This window comes from Vibrio diazotrophicus (assembly GCF_038452265.1).
GTDB classification, from domain to species: Bacteria; Pseudomonadota; Gammaproteobacteria; order Enterobacterales; family Vibrionaceae; genus Vibrio; species Vibrio diazotrophicus.
Map to the genome: position 1 here is coordinate 488,674 of NZ_CP151842.1, position 19,253 is coordinate 507,926.

General features: G+C 44.9%; 17 protein-coding genes. 11 read left to right on the forward strand and 6 right to left on the reverse strand.

The window, feature by feature from the left end:
- Positions 1 to 14: 14 nt before the first annotated feature.
- A complete protein-coding gene (gene nadC, locus AAGA51_RS02310) occupies positions 15 to 902 on the reverse strand; it encodes a carboxylating nicotinate-nucleotide diphosphorylase (protein ID WP_042484530.1) in 888 nt (295 codons plus the stop codon).
- A gap of 133 nt (positions 903 to 1,035) precedes the next feature.
- Between nadC and ampD the strand changes: the two genes are divergently transcribed.
- Positions 1,036 to 1,578 (forward strand): 1,6-anhydro-N-acetylmuramyl-L-alanine amidase AmpD, encoded by a 543-nt coding sequence (gene ampD / locus AAGA51_RS02315; RefSeq protein ID WP_042484527.1) that lies wholly within the window; start codon positions 1,036 to 1,038, stop codon positions 1,576 to 1,578.
- 2 nt (positions 1,579 to 1,580) lie between these two features.
- On the opposite strand, the gene fldB is transcribed toward ampD, so the two are convergent.
- Positions 1,581 to 2,099, reverse strand: coding sequence for a flavodoxin FldB (gene fldB / locus AAGA51_RS02320; protein WP_042484525.1), 519 nt, complete (start codon positions 2,097 to 2,099; stop codon positions 1,581 to 1,583).
- Positions 2,100 to 2,279: 180 nt separating this feature from the next.
- On the opposite strand from fldB, the gene xerD reads away from it, so the two are divergent.
- The 7 genes from xerD (at position 2,280) to lpdA (ending at position 13,224) form a co-directional block, all read left to right on the forward strand.
- Positions 2,280 to 3,188: a site-specific tyrosine recombinase XerD gene (gene xerD, locus AAGA51_RS02325; RefSeq protein WP_042484523.1), complete on the forward strand. Its 909-nt coding sequence runs from the start codon at positions 2,280 to 2,282 to the stop codon at positions 3,186 to 3,188.
- A gap of 11 nt (positions 3,189 to 3,199) precedes the next feature.
- Positions 3,200 to 3,955: a bifunctional protein-disulfide isomerase/oxidoreductase DsbC gene (dsbC, locus tag AAGA51_RS02330; protein ID WP_042484522.1), complete on the forward strand. Its 756-nt coding sequence runs from the start codon at positions 3,200 to 3,202 to the stop codon at positions 3,953 to 3,955.
- 60 nt (positions 3,956 to 4,015) lie between these two features.
- Positions 4,016 to 5,755, forward strand: a complete 1,740-nt coding sequence (gene recJ / locus AAGA51_RS02335; protein WP_042484747.1) for a single-stranded-DNA-specific exonuclease RecJ — start codon at positions 4,016 to 4,018, stop codon at positions 5,753 to 5,755.
- Between the two features lie 394 nt (positions 5,756 to 6,149).
- Positions 6,150 to 6,920 carry a pyruvate dehydrogenase complex transcriptional repressor PdhR gene (pdhR, locus tag AAGA51_RS02340; protein ID WP_042484520.1) on the forward strand — a complete coding sequence of 257 codons (771 nt, stop codon included), beginning with the start codon at positions 6,150 to 6,152 and terminating at the stop codon, positions 6,918 to 6,920.
- A 52-nt stretch (positions 6,921 to 6,972) separates the two neighbouring features.
- Positions 6,973 to 9,633: a pyruvate dehydrogenase (acetyl-transferring), homodimeric type gene (gene aceE, locus AAGA51_RS02345; protein ID WP_042484519.1), complete on the forward strand. Its 2,661-nt coding sequence runs from the start codon at positions 6,973 to 6,975 to the stop codon at positions 9,631 to 9,633.
- A 19-nt stretch (positions 9,634 to 9,652) separates the two neighbouring features.
- Positions 9,653 to 11,548: a pyruvate dehydrogenase complex dihydrolipoyllysine-residue acetyltransferase gene (aceF, locus tag AAGA51_RS02350; RefSeq protein WP_042484517.1), complete on the forward strand. Its 1,896-nt coding sequence runs from the start codon at positions 9,653 to 9,655 to the stop codon at positions 11,546 to 11,548.
- Between the two features lie 251 nt (positions 11,549 to 11,799).
- Positions 11,800 to 13,224 (forward strand): dihydrolipoyl dehydrogenase, encoded by a 1,425-nt coding sequence (gene lpdA / locus AAGA51_RS02355; RefSeq protein WP_042484515.1) that lies wholly within the window; start codon positions 11,800 to 11,802, stop codon positions 13,222 to 13,224.
- Between the two features lie 81 nt (positions 13,225 to 13,305).
- Here lpdA and AAGA51_RS02360 read toward each other — a convergent pair whose 3' ends face one another.
- Entirely contained in the window at positions 13,306 to 13,914 is a 609-nt protein-coding gene (locus tag AAGA51_RS02360; protein WP_042484512.1) for a LuxR/HapR/OpaR family quorum-sensing transcriptional regulator, read from the reverse strand.
- Between the two features lie 310 nt (positions 13,915 to 14,224).
- Here AAGA51_RS02360 and hpt point away from each other — a divergent pair, with 310 nt between their 5' ends.
- Positions 14,225 to 14,755: a hypoxanthine phosphoribosyltransferase gene (hpt, locus tag AAGA51_RS02365; protein ID WP_042484511.1), complete on the forward strand. Its 531-nt coding sequence runs from the start codon at positions 14,225 to 14,227 to the stop codon at positions 14,753 to 14,755.
- A 71-nt stretch (positions 14,756 to 14,826) separates the two neighbouring features.
- Here the strand turns inward: hpt and can are convergent, their stop codons facing one another.
- A complete protein-coding gene (can, locus tag AAGA51_RS02370; protein ID WP_042484510.1) occupies positions 14,827 to 15,495 on the reverse strand; it encodes a carbonate dehydratase in 669 nt (222 codons plus the stop codon).
- A gap of 252 nt (positions 15,496 to 15,747) precedes the next feature.
- Here can and AAGA51_RS02375 point away from each other — a divergent pair, with 252 nt between their 5' ends.
- Together AAGA51_RS02375 and AAGA51_RS02380 are read left to right on the forward strand one after the other, a co-directional pair.
- A complete protein-coding gene (locus tag AAGA51_RS02375; RefSeq protein WP_042484507.1) occupies positions 15,748 to 16,659 on the forward strand; it encodes an ABC transporter ATP-binding protein in 912 nt (303 codons plus the stop codon).
- Positions 16,660 to 16,668: 9 nt separating this feature from the next.
- A complete protein-coding gene (locus AAGA51_RS02380) occupies positions 16,669 to 17,439 on the forward strand; it encodes an ABC transporter permease (protein ID WP_042484505.1) in 771 nt (256 codons plus the stop codon).
- Between the two features lie 114 nt (positions 17,440 to 17,553).
- Here the strand turns inward: AAGA51_RS02380 and panC are convergent, their stop codons facing one another.
- Together panC and panB are read right to left on the reverse strand one after the other, a co-directional pair.
- Complete coding sequence (gene panC / locus AAGA51_RS02385; protein WP_042484502.1) at positions 17,554 to 18,420, reverse strand: pantoate--beta-alanine ligase; 867 nt, start codon at positions 18,418 to 18,420, stop codon at positions 17,554 to 17,556.
- A gap of 10 nt (positions 18,421 to 18,430) precedes the next feature.
- Positions 18,431 to 19,225 (reverse strand): 3-methyl-2-oxobutanoate hydroxymethyltransferase, encoded by a 795-nt coding sequence (gene panB / locus AAGA51_RS02390; protein WP_042484499.1) that lies wholly within the window; start codon positions 19,223 to 19,225, stop codon positions 18,431 to 18,433.
- Positions 19,226 to 19,253: the final 28 nt, after the last annotated feature.

The following is a 19,253-nucleotide window of genomic DNA, read 5'->3' on the forward strand; positions in this document are numbered from 1 at the left end:
CTTATTTACAGCGCTTATTTGAAACGCATAGAGAGATCCATGGCTCTAACGTGCTTAGTTAACGCACCCACAGAAATGTAATCAACACCTGTTTCCGCGTATTCGCGCAGTGTTTCTAAGGTGACGTTGCCTGAATTTTCTAACGCCGCACGGCCTGCATTAATCGCAACCGCTTCACGCATCATATCCATGGTGAAGTTGTCGAGCATGATGATATCAGCGCCAGCTTCAATCGCTTCACGCAGTTCTTCTAGGCTCTCTGTTTCAACTTCAACTGGTTTACCCGGGTTAAGTTCTTTCGCTGTTTTAATCGTTTGAGTAATACCACCATTGGCGATGATATGGTTCTCTTTAATTAAGTAAGCATCAAACACACCGATACGATGGTTATAACCGCCGCCACAAGCGACTGCGTATTTCAGAGCACTACGTAAACCCGGTATGGTTTTACGCGTATCCAGTAAACGACAGTTGGTACCTTCTAACGCTTTCGCATATTCAGCGGTTGTCGTTGCACAACCTGAAAGTGTCTGAATAAAGTTCATTGCGTTACGCTCGCCTGTAAGAAGGATTCGCGCTGGGCCAGAAAGCGTACAAAGCGTTTGGTTTGGTTCGACTTTGTCACCATCTTCCACATGCCAATCGATTTTGACTTCACCACCCAGTTGTTTGAAGACTTCATCCGCCCAAGCTTTACCGCAGAACACACCGTGTTCGCGCGTGATAATGGTGGCAGTGCCTTGCACATCCGCAGGGATAAGATTTGCTGTCAGATCAGCCGCAGGGTCGAGAGTTCCACCTAAATCTTCCTTTAGGGTCGCTTCAACGGTGCGAGCAATTTCCAATGGTAGTTGTTGTTTTAGGTAATCGAGGCGCTCTTGGCTATTGTGAGTATTTTTCATCGCAAATCTTAGTCCGGATTAACAGAGGCAGGCATAATACGATGAGTCGGATTTAAATTCAGCCCTTAATCTCGCATTTCATCGCTAGACAGTTAAAATCAAAAGCTCTGAATGAATAAATAAAGGTCTCTTTATGATTGATAACCAAGGTTGGTATCACACAGCGCGCAAAGTGCCGTCACCGTATTTTGATGAGAGAAGCGATGTTAACGATATCTCACTGCTGGTGGTGCATAACATTAGCCTGCCTCCGGGCCAGTTTGGTAGTGATCATATAGAGCAGTTCTTTACCGGTAAGCTTAATCCGGATGAGCATCCATTTTTCAAAGTGATCCATAAAATGGAGGTGTCTGCGCATTGCTTGATTCGAAGAGATGGTGAAGTGGTGCAGTTTGTTCCTTTTACCGCCAGAGCGTGGCATGCAGGGCAGTCTTCTTTTGCGGGCAGAGAGCGCTGCAATGATTATTCGATAGGTATTGAGCTGGAAGGTACAGATTATGTCGCTTATACCGAAGAGCAATATCAGGCACTAGCCAAGCTCAGCCAAGAGTTGATGGTTGCGTATCCGCAAATCTCGGTGCCAAGAATAACGGGGCATCAATATATTGCCCCGATGCGTAAAACAGACCCAGGTTTGGTCTTTGACTGGTTAAAGTACCGCGCTTTACTTGAATGATTTTAGAGAGACTCTTGATACTCAGTCAGAACTTGTTCAATCCAAGTGGCAATGCGTTCATCGCTGAGTTCATACTGAGAGTCTTCATCCAACGCTAAGCCAACAAACTGAGTCCCATCTTCAGTCAGTGCCTTTGATGCTTCAAAGGTATAGCCTTCAACAGGCCAGTAACCGATGATGTTAGCTCCCGTCTTCTTGATCTCGTCGTGTAGCAGTCCCATCGCATCCAGATACCATTCGCCATAACCTTCTTGATCGCCTAAGCCGAACAATGCGACGGACTTGCCGTTTAGCGGTACGCCATCTATTTGATCCCATAATTCGTTCCAGTCCTCTTGGATCTCTCCAAAGTCCCACGTCGAGATGCCTAATATTAGCAGATCATAGTCACTCATTAAGCTGAGCGGTGTTTCTTTTACATTGTGAATGTCGAGCAGATCATCACCGATAATCGCGCGCATTTTTTCGGCGGCCATTTCGGTATAGCAGGTCGTTGAGCCGTAAAATAGACCAATCTTCATACGTTATTTAGTTCTTTCTTTCTCTGGGATGGTAGATTCTAAACATAAAATGACCGAGAGTGCAGCGAATATCCTGAGCATGCCCGATTTTTATGGTATATCCATGCGATATCTCGTAGCCTTAGTGGCTATTTAGCATATTGTCGATATCTCGCATAATGATAAGAAAAAGAGGAACACGTGTCGGAATTATTTTTGCCTGACCAAGGAATCATGGAGCAGTTCTTAGATACTCTTTGGCTGGAAAGAGGCTTGTCAGAAAATACGGTAGTTTCATACCGTAATGATTTAACAAAGCTTTTAGGCTGGATGAATAAGAATAACTACCGTCTGAACTACATCAGTTTATCGGGTCTGCAAGAGTATCAAACATGGTTAATTGACCAAGACTACAAGCAGACCTCACGTGCGCGAATGCTCTCTGCAATACGACGTCTGTTTCAATATCTGCATCGTGAAAAAATCCGCAGTGATGATCCAACGGCTTTGATGGTCAGCCCGAAACTACCTAAACGCTTGCCGAAAGATTTGACTGAAGAGCAAGTCGAAGCGCTGCTCAATGCCCAAGATCTTAATGACCCCGTTGAACTTCGAGACAAAGCCATGTTGGAGCTGCTTTATGCGACAGGGCTGCGTGTAACAGAACTGGTGTCTCTGACCACAGAAAATATCAGCCTGCGCCAAGGGGTTGTGCGCGTAATCGGTAAAGGCGGAAAAGAGCGCTTGGTTCCGATGGGAGAAAACGCGATTGAGTGGATTGAAACTTTTTTCCATCAAGGGCGGTCTGAATTATTAGGTCAACAAACCTCAGACGTGGTCTTCCCGAGTAAACGATCGCAGCAGATGACCAGACAAACGTTCTGGCACCGAATCAAACATTATGCGGTGATTGCTGGCATTGATGTTGAGAAGCTTTCTCCGCACGTTTTGCGTCATGCTTTTGCGACTCATTTGTTAAATCACGGCGCGGATTTACGTGTGGTACAGATGCTTTTGGGGCATAGTGACTTATCGACAACCCAAATTTATACTCATGTTGCAACTGAGCGACTTAAACAAATACATAGTGAGCACCATCCAAGGGCTTAAAGGTGATTTTAATGAGCGTATTACGCCGACTGACTTTATCTCTCTTACCATTATTCGCTTTAGCCGGTTTTTCAACAGGCTCTTCTGCGGCGACTGATATTGATAAAGAAGCTTTCATCAGCAAATTTGAAAAACTGGGAATGCCTGTGATTGATGTTGTTCCTTCCTCTATTGACGGCTTGGTTGAAGTCAATACCGAAGGCGGTGTGTTATTTGCGTCTCCTGACGCCAAATACCTGATTGCCGGCACACTTTATGAGCTGAGTGAAGACGGCTCTTATGTTGATGTGATGGCAAAGCGCCAAGCGCCAATCAATGCTGAAAAAATTGCTCAGTTCAGAGACAGCATGATCGAGTACAAAGCGGAAAATGAAAAATACGCTGTGACTGTGTTTACCGATATCACCTGTGGTTACTGTGTACGTCTGCATCAAGAGATGAAGGAATACAATAAGCGCGGTATTACCGTTCGCTATCTGGCCTTCCCTCGTCAGGGACCAAGTGGACAAGTCGCTGACAATATGGCGAAAATCTGGTGTGCGGCAGACCCTGCATCAGCGATGCACAGTGCAAAAGTGACCCGTGAGCCCGCCGAAGTCGCGAAAGGTAAAAATCTCGCTCAATGTAAACAAACGATCACTGACCATTATCAGCTTGGACGTCAGTTAGGTATTAGCGGTACACCAGCCATATTCTTACCTTCGGGTGATATGGTGGGCGGTTACTTGCCTCCATCACAACTTGAACAACGCCTACAACAGCAATAATTACTGAGGATACAGGCTTGAGGTGACTCAAGCCTGAGCATGTATGACAGAAATCCAGCCATGATCGAAATTCAACGCAGACCAGAACCTGATTTATCTCTTCTTCCTGATTCTATTCCGCCCATCTTAAAACGTGTTTATTTAAACCGTGGTGTTACCGATTTAGAACAACTGAATAAAGCCGCTAAAGCGTTGCATTCATACCAAAAACTGCATGGTATCGAGCAGGCGGTTGAACTTTTATATCAAGCAATTAAAGAGCAAAAGCGAATCATCATCGTTGGTGATTTTGATGCCGATGGCGCGACCAGTTCTGCGCTTTCGGTGCTGGCTTTGCGTATGCTTGGCAGCCGTAATGTGGATTATCTGGTTCCGAACCGTTTTGAAGATGGATACGGATTAAGCCCCGAAGTGGTTGATCAGGCGATCAGCCTCGGTGCTGAGATGATCATGACTGTCGACAACGGTGTGTCTTCAATCGAAGGCGTCCGTTATGCCAAACAAAAAGGTTTGCAGGTATTGGTAACCGACCACCACTTACCGGGAAATGAACTTCCTGAAGTGGATGCAATGGTGAACCCAAACCTTCAGCAGTGTGCTTTTCCTTCAAAAGCATTGGCGGGTGTGGGCGTTGCTTTCTACCTGATGATGGCTTTATGTGTACACATGCGCAAAGTTGGCTACTTTACCGAACAAGGTATGCAAGAGCCTAAATTGATGGAACTGATTGATTTAGTCGCTTTAGGCACGGTCGCTGACGTAGTCGCACTCGATGAAAACAACCGCATTCTGGTACATCAAGGGCTACAGAGAATTCGTGCTGGTTTGGCAAGGCCGGGCATTCAGGCTTTGATAGAGGTCGCCAAACGCGATGCCACTAAACTGGTTGCGGCAGATTTCGGCTTTGCGCTCGGCCCGCGTATAAATGCAGCAGGTCGCTTGGATGATATGTCCTTTGGGGTAGAGCTTCTGCTGTGTAACAACATCCATGCTGCGCGCAGAATGGCGAGCGAACTGGATGGTTTAAACCAGACTCGTAAAGATATCGAAGAGGGAATGAAGCAAGAAGCGATGGCCTTTTGTGAACGTCTGGAGTTCGGTAAAGACAGTGAACTGCCGTATGGCTTAGTGCTGTTCCAAAGAGATTGGCACCAAGGCGTTATCGGTATTCTGGCTTCACGTATCAAAGAGCAATATCACCGTCCTGTGATTGCTTTTGCTGATGGCGGCGATGGTCTGATTAAAGGTTCTTGCCGCTCTGTTGCTGGGCTGCATATGCGTGATGCGTTGGACAAAATAGATACTCAGAACCCGGGAATCATCAAAAAATTCGGTGGGCATGCAATGGCAGCAGGCTTGACGATCGCTGAAAAAGACTTCGAGCGCTTTTGTAAGTTGTTCGATGAAGTGGTTCGCCAAGAGCTTGATGATGCGATGCTGAAAGGCGTGATTCTGACGGATGGTGAACTCAAGCCCGAAGAGTTCGCTATGCACACCGCAGAAACGCTGCGTGCTGGTGGTCCATGGGGGCAAGCTTTTCCAGAACCGATCTTTGATGGTGAATTTAAAGTATTACACCAGAAGTTGGTGGGAGAGAAGCATCTCAAGTTGATGCTTGAACCGTTACACAAAGGTCATCCAACCAACATCATGATTGATGGAATAGCCTTTAATATTGACTTGCGACGTTGGCCAGATGCTTCCGTCAAAACGGTACGATTAGCCTACAAATTGGACATCAACGAGTTCCGCGGAAATCAGTCTTTACAATTAATGATTGATCATTTAGAAGCAAAATAAACTTAACATTTCAATAACTTCTCTTTTTAGCAGCTTGATCCAGAGCCGCTTTCAATTCATCAAGTATTTGTGACAACTCTCTTATTCACAGGCTGTTGTTCGGTAATTATTTGTGATTCCAATCTTAAAAACCTTGTTGCTCCATTCATGCAATGAATTGGTAACACTTCTTACTCATAACTTAAGTTCTGTATCTGTTTTGTAATTGGTCTTACCAATAATATGTCAAAAGTGGTTTATTATTGTTAACGAGCTGTTTGTATAGGTCCGGTTTTATGATTTAGGTCAATAATTGGCTGGACACTAACACGTTGGATATGTTAATTTCTTCGTTAATTTGAAATTGGTATTACCAATTGCCAGCAAGGCATAAAGAGTAGAAGAATAATAAATTATGGCTTATCAAAGGATTCGTCAGCCGAAACTCTCTGATGTTATTGAACAAGAGTTGGAACGACTGATTATTGAAGGAACTCTGTCCCCGGGACAGCAACTGCCACCAGAACGCGAGTTAGCTAAACAGTTTGAAGTCTCTCGTCCATCGGTTCGTGAAGCTATTCAACGCTTAGAAGCTAAACGTCTACTTACCCGTCGCCAAGGCGGTGGTACGTTCGTCAGTGAGCATATTTGGAAAAGTTTCTCTGATCCTCTGCTAAATTTATTGTCAAATCATTCAGAAACTCAGCTGGACTTACTTGAAGCGCGACATGCATTAGAAGGTATTTCTGCCTATTTTGCGGCTTTACGTGGTACAGCAGAAGATTTTGCTCGTATTCAATCAAGCGTATTGAAAATTAGCGAAGCGCAAGAGAAACACGATTTTGAAGCAGAAGCTTCAACCGTAATGGAGTTTTTGATTGCCATTACCGAAGCGACTCACAATGTGGTCATTCTGCATATCGTTCGTAGTCTTGCGCCTTTGCTTGAGCAAAACATTTTACAGAATTTTAAATTACTCCGTCACCGCCCAGAAGCGGTTGAGAAAGTAAACAAGCACCGAGCTAACATCGTGGATGCGATTGTTTCTGGTGAGCCTGATATGGCGCGCGAGATGTCACATTCTCATTTAGCTTATATTGAAGAAACATTGTTGGAACTGACCCGAGAACAATCTCGTCGTGAGCGTTCTTTACGTCGTATCCAACAGGGTAATGAGCCGCAGTAAGCGGTTTATTGCGATTATAAATAGAATCCAACCAATAGAAGGATAGATCGCCATGTCCGACATGAAGCATGACGTAGACGCACTGGAAACTCAGGAGTGGTTAGCTGCCCTTGAGTCAGTTGTTCGTGAAGAAGGTGTAGAGCGCGCGCAGTTCATTCTTGAAGAAGTGCTAGAGAAAGCTCGTTTAGATGGTGTTGATATGCCTACTGGCGTTACAACAAATTACATCAACACGATCCCAGCAGCACAAGAGCCAGCATATCCGGGTGACACAACGCTAGAGCGTCGTATTCGCTCTATCATCCGTTGGAACGCAATCATGATCGTTCTACGTGCATCTAAGAAAGATTTAGAGCTAGGCGGCCACATGGCGTCTTTCCAATCTTCGGCTGCATTCTACGAAACCTGTTTCAACCATTTCTTCCGTGCTGCGAACGAGAAAGATGGCGGCGACTTGGTTTACTACCAAGGCCACATTTCTCCAGGGATCTACGCACGTGCATTCGTTGAAGGTCGTCTAACTGCTGAGCAACTAGACAACTTCCGTCAAGAAGTAGACGGTAAAGGTATTCCTTCATACCCACACCCTAAATTGATGCCTGAGTTCTGGCAATTCCCAACGGTTTCTATGGGTCTTGGTCCAATCTCTGCAATCTACCAAGCTCGTTTCCTTAAATACCTAGACGGTCGTGGCCTAAAAGACACTTCTGAGCAACGTGTATACGCGTTCCTAGGTGACGGTGAGATGGATGAGCCAGAATCACGCGGTGCTATCTCTTTCGCTGCTCGTGAAAAACTAGACAACCTATGTTTCCTAATCAACTGTAACCTACAGCGTCTAGACGGCCCTGTTATGGGTAACGGTAAGATCATTCAAGAACTTGAAGGTCTGTTCAAAGGTGCTGGTTGGAACGTAGTGAAAGTTATCTGGGGTAACAACTGGGATTCTCTACTAGCAAAAGACACTAGCGGTAAGCTTCTTCAACTGATGAACGAAACTATCGATGGTGACTACCAAACATTCAAATCTAAAGATGGCGCGTACGTACGTGAGCACTTCTTTGGTAAGTACCCAGAAACTGCAGCTCTAGTTGCAGACATGACTGACGACGAAATCTTCGCACTTAAGCGTGGTGGTCACGAGTCTTCTAAACTGTACGCAGCATTTAAAAATGCACAAGACACTAAAGGTCGTCCAACTGTAATCCTAGCGAAAACAGTTAAAGGTTACGGCATGGGTGAAGCGGCAGAAGGTAAGAATATCGCGCACCAAGTTAAGAAGATGGATATGACTCACGTTCTACACCTACGTGATCGTCTAGGTCTTCAAGACATCCTAACTGACGAAGCAGTGAAAGAACTTCCATACCTAACTCTGGAAGAAGGTTCGAAAGAATACGAATACTTACACGCTCGTCGTAAAGCTCTGAAAGGTTACACGCCTAAGCGTCTGCCTAACTTCACTCAAGAGCTAGTTATTCCACCTGTTGAAGAGTTCCAGCCGCTACTAGAAGAACAGAAGCGTGATATCTCTACAACAATGGCGTTTGTACGTACTCTAAACGTACTGCTTAAAGATAAGAACATTGGTCAAAACATCGTTCCTATCATTGCTGACGAAGCTCGTACATTTGGTATGGAAGGTCTGTTCCGTCAAATCGGTATCTACAACCCGCACGGCCAGAACTACACACCACAAGACCGCGACATCGTTTCTTACTACAAAGAAGCAACGTCTGGTCAGGTACTACAAGAAGGTATCAACGAGCTAGGTGCTATGTCTTCATGGGTTGCTGCTGCAACTTCATACAGCACTAACGATCTACCAATGATCCCGTTCTACATCTACTACTCTATGTTCGGTTTCCAACGTGTTGGTGACATGGCATGGATGGCTGGTGACCAACAAGCTCGTGGTTTCCTACTAGGTGCAACAGCAGGTCGTACAACGCTAAACGGTGAAGGTCTACAACACGAAGACGGTCACTCACACATCATGGCTGGTACTGTACCGAACTGTATCTCTTACGACCCAACATTCGCATACGAAGTTGCGGTAATCATGCAAGACGGTATCCGTCGTATGTATGGTGAGCAAGAGAACGTGTTCTACTACCTAACTCTGATGAACGAAAACTACGCAATGCCAGCAATGCCAGAAGGCGCTGAAGAAGGCATCCGTAAAGGTATCTACAAGCTAGAAACTTACGCTGGTAACAAGGCGAAAGTTCAGCTGATGAGCTCTGGTACTATCATGAACGAAGTACGTAAAGCGGCTCAAATCCTAAGTGATGACTACGGTATTGCTTCTGACGTTTACTCTGTAACGTCTTTCAACGAAGTGACTCGTGATGGTCAAGCGGTAGAGCGTTACAACATGCTTCACCCAGAAGCGGAAGCACAAGTACCTTATATCCAAACGGTAATGGGTACTGAGCCTGCAATCGCTGCGACTGACTACATGAAGAACTATGCTGAGCAAGTACGTGCGTTTATCCCAGCTGAATCATACAAAGTACTGGGTACTGATGGCTTTGGTCGTTCTGACAGCCGTGAGAACCTACGTCGTCACTTCGAAGTGAACGCAGGTTACGTTGTGGTTGCAGCTCTAAGCGAACTAGCGAAACGTGGTGATGTTGAGAAATCTGTGGTTGTTGAAGCAATCAAGAAATTCGACATCGACACTGAAAAAACAAACCCGCTATACGCTTAATTGAAGATAGGAAAGAATAATGGCAATCGAAATTAATGTACCTGATATCGGTGCGGATGAGGTTGAAGTTACTGAGATTCTTGTAAGCGTTGGCGACAAGGTTGAAGAAGAACAATCTCTTATTACGGTAGAAGGCGACAAAGCTTCTATGGAAGTACCTGCTTCTCAAGCGGGTATCGTAAAAGAAATCAAAGTTGTTGCTGGCGATAAAGTAACAACGGGTTCACTTATCATGCTTTTCTTAGAACAAGAAGGCGAAGAAGCGGGCGCAGCTGCGCCTGCTCCAGCGGCAGAAGCGGCTCCAGTAGCTGCACCTGCAGCTGCGGCAGCAAGTGAACTGAAAGAAGTTTGTGTTCCGGATATCGGTGGCGACGAAGTTGAAGTGACTGAAATCCTAGTTGCTGTTGGCGATTCAATCGCTGAAGAGCAATCTCTACTGACAGTAGAAGGTGACAAAGCTTCAATGGAAGTACCTGCACCATTCGCTGGTACTCTAAAAGAAATCAAAGTTGCAGCTGGCGATAAAGTATCAACTGGCTCACTAGTGATGATCTTCGAAGTTGCAGGTTCAGGCGCAGCAACTCCTGCACCAGTTGCAGCGGCAGCTCCGGCAGCGGCACCAGCAGCATCTGGCGTTAAAGAAGTTAACGTTCCAGATATCGGCGGCGATGAAGTTGAAGTCACTGAAATCATGGTAGCGGTTGGCGATACAGTAACTGAAGAGCAATCTCTGATTACTGTAGAAGGCGACAAAGCTTCTATGGAAGTACCTGCTCCATTTGCTGGTACGGTTAAAGAAATCAAAGTTGCAGCTGGCGATAAAGTATCAACTGGCTCATTGATCATGGTGTTCGAAGTAGCCGGTGCAGCTCCTGCGCCAGCAGCACCAGCTCAAGCAGCGGCTCCTGCGGCAGCTCCAGCTCCTAAAGCTGAAGCTGCAAAACCAGCAGCAGCTCCGGCAGCAACTGAGTTTGAAGAGAACAACGACTACGCTCACGCTTCACCTGTTGTTCGCCGCCTAGCGCGCGAATTCGGTGTAAACCTAGCGAAAGTGAAAGGTTCAGGCCGTAAGAGCCGTATCCTGAAAGAAGACGTACAGAACTACGTGAAAGAGGCACTTAAGCGTCTTGAATCTGGTGCTGCAGCTTCTGGTAAAGGTGACGGTGCAGCTCTTGGTCTACTTCCTTGGCCGAAAGTTGATTTCAGCAAGTTTGGTGAAACTGAAGTTCAACCTCTATCTCGTATTAAGAAGATTTCTGGTGCGAACCTACACCGTAACTGGGTAATGATCCCTCACGTTACACAGTGGGACAACGCAGACATCACTGAGCTAGAAAACTTCCGTAAAGAGCAAAATGCGATTGAAGCGAAGAAAGACACTGGCATGAAGATCACTCCACTTGTGTTCATCATGAAAGCTGTTGCTAAAGCGCTTGAAGCGTTTCCTGCATTTAACTCTTCTCTTTCTGAAGATGGCGAAAGCTTGATTCTGAAGAAATACGTGAACGTAGGTATCGCGGTTGATACGCCAAACGGTCTAGTTGTTCCAGTATTCAAAGACGTGAACAAGAAAGGCATTTACGAGTTGTCTGAAGAACTAGCAGTAGTGTCTAAGAAAGCTCGTGCAGGTAAGCTGACTGCAGCAGACATGCAAGGCGGCTGTTTCACTATCTCTAGCCTAGGTGGCATTGGTGGTACTGCATTCACGCCAATCGTGAATGCGCCAGAAGTAGGTATCCTTGGTGTATCTAAGTCTGAAATGAAGCCTGTTTGGAACGGTAAAGAGTTCGAAGCTCGCCTACAACTTCCACTATCTCTATCATACGACCACCGTGTGATCGATGGTGCTGAAGGTGCACGCTTCATCACTTACTTGAACAACTGCCTAAGCGACATTCGTCGTCTAGTGCTGTAATCAAAAAGAGACAAGGCGGCAATAGCCGCCTTGATTCAGTATTTATCCAACCGATTTGAAAAAAGGCAGTTTTCTTGAAAATGGAAAATTTTCCTGCATTTGAATTGTTGGCTAGCTCACAGGCTAAATGGATTTACTTTTCACACCATTAACATCTCTGTAAACTGTTGCGGTCTGAAAAATAAACGTATTATACAAAAAGATATCATACCCACTCAGCCTGTTAGGGATATTGACTACAAGAGGTCGAAATGAGCAAAGAAATTAAAGCCCAAGTTGTTGTACTTGGTGCAGGTCCTGCTGGTTACTCCGCTGCATTCCGTTGTGCAGACTTAGGTCTGGAAACTGTACTTGTTGAACGCTACAGCACTCTTGGCGGTGTATGTTTGAACGTGGGTTGTATCCCATCAAAAGCACTGCTACACGTAGCGAAAGTTATCGAAGAAGCAAAAGCACTTGCAGAACACGGTATCGTATTTGGCGAACCTCAAACGGATATCGATAAAATCCGTCTATGGAAAGAAAAAGTAATTAACCAGTTAACTGGCGGTCTTGGCGGAATGGCTAAGATGCGTAAAGTAACGGTTGTTAACGGTTTTGGTAAGTTTACTGGCCCTAACACTATCGAAGTGGAAGGTGAAGACGGTAAAACAACAGTAAACTTCGACAATGCTATCGTTGCTGCGGGTTCTCGCCCAATTAAACTTCCATTTATTCCACATGAAGATCCACGTATTTGGGACTCAACTGATGCTCTTGAGCTGAAAGAAGTACCTGGAAAACTGTTGATCATGGGTGGCGGTATTATCGGCCTAGAAATGGGTACGGTTTACCACGCACTAGGTTCACAAATCGACGTAGTTGAAATGTTCGACCAAGTGATCCCTGCTGCGGATAAAGACATCGTTAAGGTTTACACCAAGCGCATCAAAGACAAGTTCAACCTGATGCTAGAAACCAAAGTAACAGCGGTTGAAGCGAAAGAAGACGGTATCTACGTTTCAATGGAAGGCAAAAAAGCACCAGCGGAAGCTGAGCGTTACGATGCTGTTCTTGTTGCTATCGGTCGTGTACCAAACGGTAAACTTCTTGATGCAGAGAAAGCAGGTCTTGAAGTTGATGAGCGTGGCTTCATCAATGTAGACAAGCAAATGCGTACTAACGTACCTCACATCTTCGCTATCGGTGACATCGTTGGTCAACCAATGCTTGCTCACAAAGGTGTTCACGAAGGTCACGTTGCTGCAGAAGTTATCTCTGGTAAGAAACACTACTTCGATCCTAAAGTTATTCCTTCAATTGCGTACACTGAGCCAGAAGTTGCCTGGGTTGGTAAGACTGAGAAAGAAGCGAAAGCTGAAGGCATCAACTACGAAGTTGCAACATTCCCTTGGGCAGCATCAGGCCGTGCAATTGCGTCTGACTGTTCAGATGGTATGACTAAGCTAATCTTTGATAAAGAGACTCACCGCGTTATTGGTGGCGCTATCGTTGGTACTAACGGTGGTGAACTACTAGGCGAAATCGGTCTTGCTATTGAGATGGGCTGTGATGCTGAAGATATCGCTCTAACTATCCACGCTCACCCAACTCTACACGAGTCTGTTGGTCTAGCGGCGGAAGTGTTTGAAGGTACAATTACTGACCTGCCAAACGCAAAAGCTAAGAAGAAATAATTCTTCTTGAGAGTCAAAAAAACCGCTGAAGATTCAGCGGTTTTTTTACATCTAAACGTTAAGTTTTAGCTCAACAGTTAGTTATTTATAGATGCACAGCATATCCATGTAGGTGTTCGCTAACTGGTTGATGCTATCTTTGTCTCCCACTCGGTTTGCCTGAACAAACAATGAGTAGCAAAGACCATGGAACAGCATAGTTAGTTCTTCTGGATCATGCTTATCGCACACTTCACCACGTTCAATCGCTTTGCTGAAGATGTTCTTCACTAGCATTTGATTGGTTCGGTTGGTCGACATGAAGAGTGGCCATACTTCATCACGAGTTGAAGCACTCCATTCAAACCATACTTTTAGCCAATAGCAATCCTGATAGCTGATTTCCACTAGCTCTTTGGTGATGTTGCTTAGGTTCTCTTTGGCTGGTAAGTCTAAATCAATATTATCGGTTAAGAAGTTAGAGAATTGACGAACCACGTGAGTAAGAACTTCATCCACCAAGTCTTCACGAGTAGGGAAGTAGTTGAATACCGTAGCTACTGAGACTTGAGCGATTTCAGCGATATCAGCATGTCCGCCACGGCCAATGCCGCGTCTGGCGAAAACCTCTAGCGCGATTTCCATTAGTTGAAGTTTACGTTTCTGGGGAGATAGCCGTGTTCTCGGGCGTTTCTCAATAGATGCGTCCATAGTTGTAAGTCCTGCCATTTTTCGTTGTTACGTTGTTAGTTGAGTGTTTTTCACTCTAATGATTATTTTGTTAGTTGCTTAAAGCTCTATGAGTGTACTGGTGCATATATTGAAGGTCAATGTTTGAACTAGGTATTCGCTCCCATTATTAAAAATGAGCTTTATCAACAAGTTCAAATTATATAGATATAGGCTCATCATCTAGGGGGAGAAAAGGTTAACTCTGCCCTCCGGCAGTGTTACTATACGCGCCGAATAAATTCTGCGGCGCGTCTATTATTGAAATGTGCCCCAAGCAAACGAGAATGGTATGAAGCATACAGTTGAAGTAATGATTTCTGAGCAAGACGTTCAGGAACGTATCCGTGAACTAGGTAAGCAAATCTCTCAACACTACCAAGGCAGCGAAGATTTGGTGCTGGTTGGTTTGTTGCGTGGTTCTTTTGTTTTCATGGCTGACTTGGCTCGCTCAATTGAGCTGATTCACCAAGTAGACTTTATGACAGCATCTAGCTACGGCAACTCAATGACGAGTTCTCGTGATGTTCGCATCCTGAAAGATTTAGATGATGACATCAAAGGTAAAGATGTTCTGCTTGTTGAAGACATCATTGATACCGGCAACACTCTAAATAAAGTGAAAGAAATCCTATCTCTACGTGAGCCTAAATCAATTCATATTTGTACTCTGCTTGATAAGCCTTCTCGTCGCGAAGTGAACGTAGAAGTTTCTTGGGTAGGTTTTGAAATTCCTGATGAATTCGTCGTCGGTGTGGGCATCGATTATGCTCAAAAATACCGTCACTTGCCTTATATCGGTAAAGTTGTTCCTCAAGAATAATCGCCTTTGTTGTTAAAAATGAAAAAGCCCACATCAGTGGGCTTTTTGTGTTCTTAGCTTTTAGTAAGCAATTAGCGACAAAGCAGTTGGTGTTCTGGATTAAGGATCTTTTCCATGGCTTTGTTGTAGCTGTTATTAATGGTTTTGCGAGAGTTGCAGCGTACACCCAAGTACTCTAACTTGCCGTCTTCGATACCATAAACCACACCATGAAGTTCAACCTCTTGGCCTCGCTCCCATGCACTTTGCAGTATGGTCGAGTTCGCAAGATTATGAACTTGCTCTGCTACGTTGATTTCCGCCAATTTGTCAGAACGATCCGTTTCCGGCATCTGTTCAATGTATTTGCGGTGCTTAAAGTACAAATCACGAATGTGCAGTAGCCAGTTGTTGATCAAGCCCAGTTGCGGGTTGTCGATTGAGGCTGTCACACCACCACATCCATAGTGTCCACAAACAATAATGTGCTTCACTTTAAGCACATCAACTGCATACTGAACAACAGAAAGGCAGTTTAAGTCGGTGTGAATGACTTGGTTGGCAACATTACGATGAACGAACAATTCGCCTGAGTATAGACCAGTTAAACGTTCTGCTGGTACACGGCTGTCTGAACAACCAATCCATAGGAAATCAGGATTCTGTCCTTCAGCGAGCTTTGTAAAGTACTCTGGGCGATCAGCTTTAATCGACTCTGACCACTTTGAGTTGTTTTCGAATAGTTGTTTAATCTCTGGCATGTTACTTCCTTTAAATTGCTGTTCCAACTATACACAATGTCATTCCTTCTATCTCTGACTATTTCGCCTCGAGATTACTCATCTGAGCAGTGTTGAAAATTATCCATGATTGCTATCAATTAACAACATTCAGTTAGCAAGGATATTTAAATGTACTGTTGTGAAGGTTTATGAAAACTATTTAATGCTTGGGGTTGAAAACAGCCGTTAAAATCGGCACATATACGGTATCTCCAAAAAAAGAGCTCCATTATGTACGCATTAGAAATAGATCAGCTGCGTAAAACCTACGCTGGTGGTTTTGAAGCGCTGAAAGGCATCAGTGTGTCTGTCAAAAAGGGCGACTTCTACGCCTTACTAGGGCCTAACGGTGCAGGTAAATCGACGACTATCGGTATCATTTCTTCGTTGGTTAACAAGACGTCAGGCAAGGTGAAGGTGTTTGGTTATGACATCGATACACATCTTGAACAAGCGAAACAACAACTGGGTCTAGTTCCTCAGGAATTTAACTTTAACCAGTTTGAAACCGTAGAGCAGATTGTCATTCAGCAAGCGGGTTTTTATGGTGTCTCCAAAGCGGTAGCCAAAGAGAGAGCAGAGAAGTATCTCACCCAACTGGATTTGTGGGAGAAGCGCAAAGAGCGTGCTCGTAACCTGTCTGGTGGTATGAAGCGCCGTCTGATGATCGCTCGGGCATTAATGCATGAGCCACAACTGCTGATCCTTGATGAACCTACTGCAGGGGTTGATATCGAATTACGTCGCTCTATGTGGGAGTTTTTGAAGAAGATTAATGCGCAGGGTATTACGATTATCCTGACGACTCACTATTTGGAAGAAGCAGAAATGCTGTGTCGTAACATAGGTATTATCAACCGTGGTGAAGTTATCGAAAATACCACCATGAAGGGCTTGTTATCTAAGCTTCACGTCGAAACTTTTGTCTTGGATATCGAGAACGAAAGCCAGCTAACTGAGCTTGATGGCGTCATTTCACAAACCTTGAAAGACGGTTCTCTGGAAATTGAAATCGAAAAAACTGAAGGGCTAAACCACATTTTTAGCCAGCTTACAGAGCAAGGCGTAAGAGTGTTGTCGATGCGTAATAAAGCTAACCGTTTAGAAGAGCTGTTTGTTCGAATTGTTCGCGAACAGAGTTAAGGAACCACTATGTATCAAATTTATTGGACAGCTTTTGTTAGCTTGTTAGGTAAAGAAGTCACTCGCTTTACGCGAATTTGGGTGCAAACTCTAGTTCCACCAGTCATTACCATGTGCCTCTATTTCATCATTTTTGGTAACTTGATTGGTTCTCGTATCGGTCAGATGAATGGCTTCAGCTATATGGAGTACATCATTCCCGGCTTGATTATGATGTCGGTGATTACTAACTCCTACTCGAACGTAGCGTCTTCATTTTTTAGTGCCAAGATGCAGAAGAATATTGAAGAGTTGCTGGTGGCACCTGTGCCTAACTACGTCATCATTGCTGGTTATGTCATGGGTGGTGTAACTCGTGGTTTGCTGGTCGGTACGTTGGTAACCTTTGTTTCTTTATTCTTTGTGCATCTGAATGTGGAACACTGGGGGGTGATCTTCCTGACCGTATTTATGACCTCCGTCGTTTTTGCGTTGGGCGGCTTAATCAATGCTGTATTTGCAAAAACTTTTGACGATATTTCAATTGTTCCAACCTTCGTTCTTACTCCGTTGACCTATTTAGGCGGCGTATTTTATTCGATCAGCTTGTTGCCAGAGTTCTGGCAAGGCGTGTCAAAGGTTAACCCAATTGTTTATATGGTGAACGCGTTCCGCTATGGCTTCTTGGGTGTGTCAGATGTGGATATTGTCACTTCTTTCAGTGTACTCAGTGTGTTTGTTGTCGTGCTTTACTGCGTCGCTCACTACTTGGTCACTAAAGGTAAAGGTCTGCGCAGTTAATCATTTATCTTCGCAATAACTTATTTAGATGCTCATTTTAGCTCAATAAAAAAGGTCAACGTAAGTTGACCTTTTTCTTTTTAAACCAAAGTATTATGGCATTTAAATATCAGCTTAGCTTTGTTGTTCTGATACGAAATCGACAACTTTATTGTCGATCAGTCTGACTTTACCCAAGAATGCAGACATCAGAATCACGACTTGCTTGGTTTCTTCAGAAACCGGTAGCAAAGTGCGGGAATCACGAATAAATATTTGATCCGGTTCTAGTCCTGCCGCACGCAACTGGTCTTGAGCATCGACAACGATAGAGTCGTAATCACGACGACCACCGCGTAAAGCGCTGCTGATCCAGTGCATAGTACGGGCAAGCACTGGTGCACGTTGACGTTCGTTTAGAGACAGCAAGTTGTTGCGAGAACTCATCGCAAGACCATCCATCTCACGTACAGTAGGTACGCCGACAATCTCAATATCCATGCATAGGTCTGCAACCATTTGGCGAATCACAGCTAGCTGTTGGAAATCTTTTTCGCCAAAGCAGGCTACATCAGGTTTAACGATGTTAAACAGCTTTGTTACCACAGTGGCGACACCGCGGAAATGACCTGGACGCGACGCGCCTTCAAGCATGGTTGATAACCCAGGAACTTCAACGGAAGTCTGCTTATCAAGGCCATGTGGGTACATGATTTCTGGGGTCGGTGTGAATACAATTTCCACATTTTCACTGGTCAGTTTGTTATAGTCTTCTTCCAGTGTACGAGGGTAACTATTGAGGTCATCCGCGCGTTCAAACTGCATAGGGTTAACAAAGATACTCACGATAACAACGTCGGCTAATTCGCGAGCTTTACGCACGAGAGTCAGGTGACCTTCGTGTAAGTTACCCATAGTTGGAACAAACGCCACTTTTCGACCATCACGCTTATACTGTTGGATCTGCTCGCGAAGAGCTGAGATATCAGCATATGTCTGCATGAACTACTCCTTAGGCAATAGTATGTGCTTCATCAGGGAAGCGTCCGGCTTCTACGTCAGCAATGTAAGCTGCAACAGCTTTATGCATGTCGCCTGTTTCAGCAAGGAAATTCTTTGAGAATTTTGGCATGTAATTGGCTGAAATTCCGAACATATCGTGCATCACCAGAATTTGGCCGTCAGTGCTGTTACCCGCACCAATACCGATAACCGGTACATCCAAAATTTGGGTAATACGTTCAGCCAAACCAGCAGGTACACACTCAAGAAGAACGATTTGCGCGCCAGCTTCTTGCAGTGCAATAGCGTCTTTCACCATACGGTCTGCTTGTTCTTGGTCACGGCCTTGAACTTTGTAACCACCAAAAATGTTCACTGACTGAGGCGTCAAACCTAGGTGTGCACAAACAGGTACAGCACGTTCAGTGAGCATTTTAACGGTATCGACTAACCAGTCACCGCCTTCGATTTTCACCATGTTCGCGCCAGCGCGCATGATTTTTGCTGCATTTTCACATGCTTGCTCAGGGGTTGCGTAGCTCATGAACGGCATATCCGCCATCAGCAAGCAGTTAGGGCTACCTTTACGTACACAACGCGTGTGGTACGCGATATCGTCAACGCTGACGGGTAGAGTGTCAGTCTCACCTTGTAGAACCATACCCAGTGAATCGCCCACTAAAAGAACAGGCATCTCTTGGCTTTCAAATAGTTGCGCGAAGCTCGCGTCATAGGCAGTAGAAGTAGCAAATTTACGACCTTCTTTTTTCCACTTCATTAGGTCGTTGATCGTTATTTTTTTCATTGTATGTCCTTACTAAGTCAATTGGTCA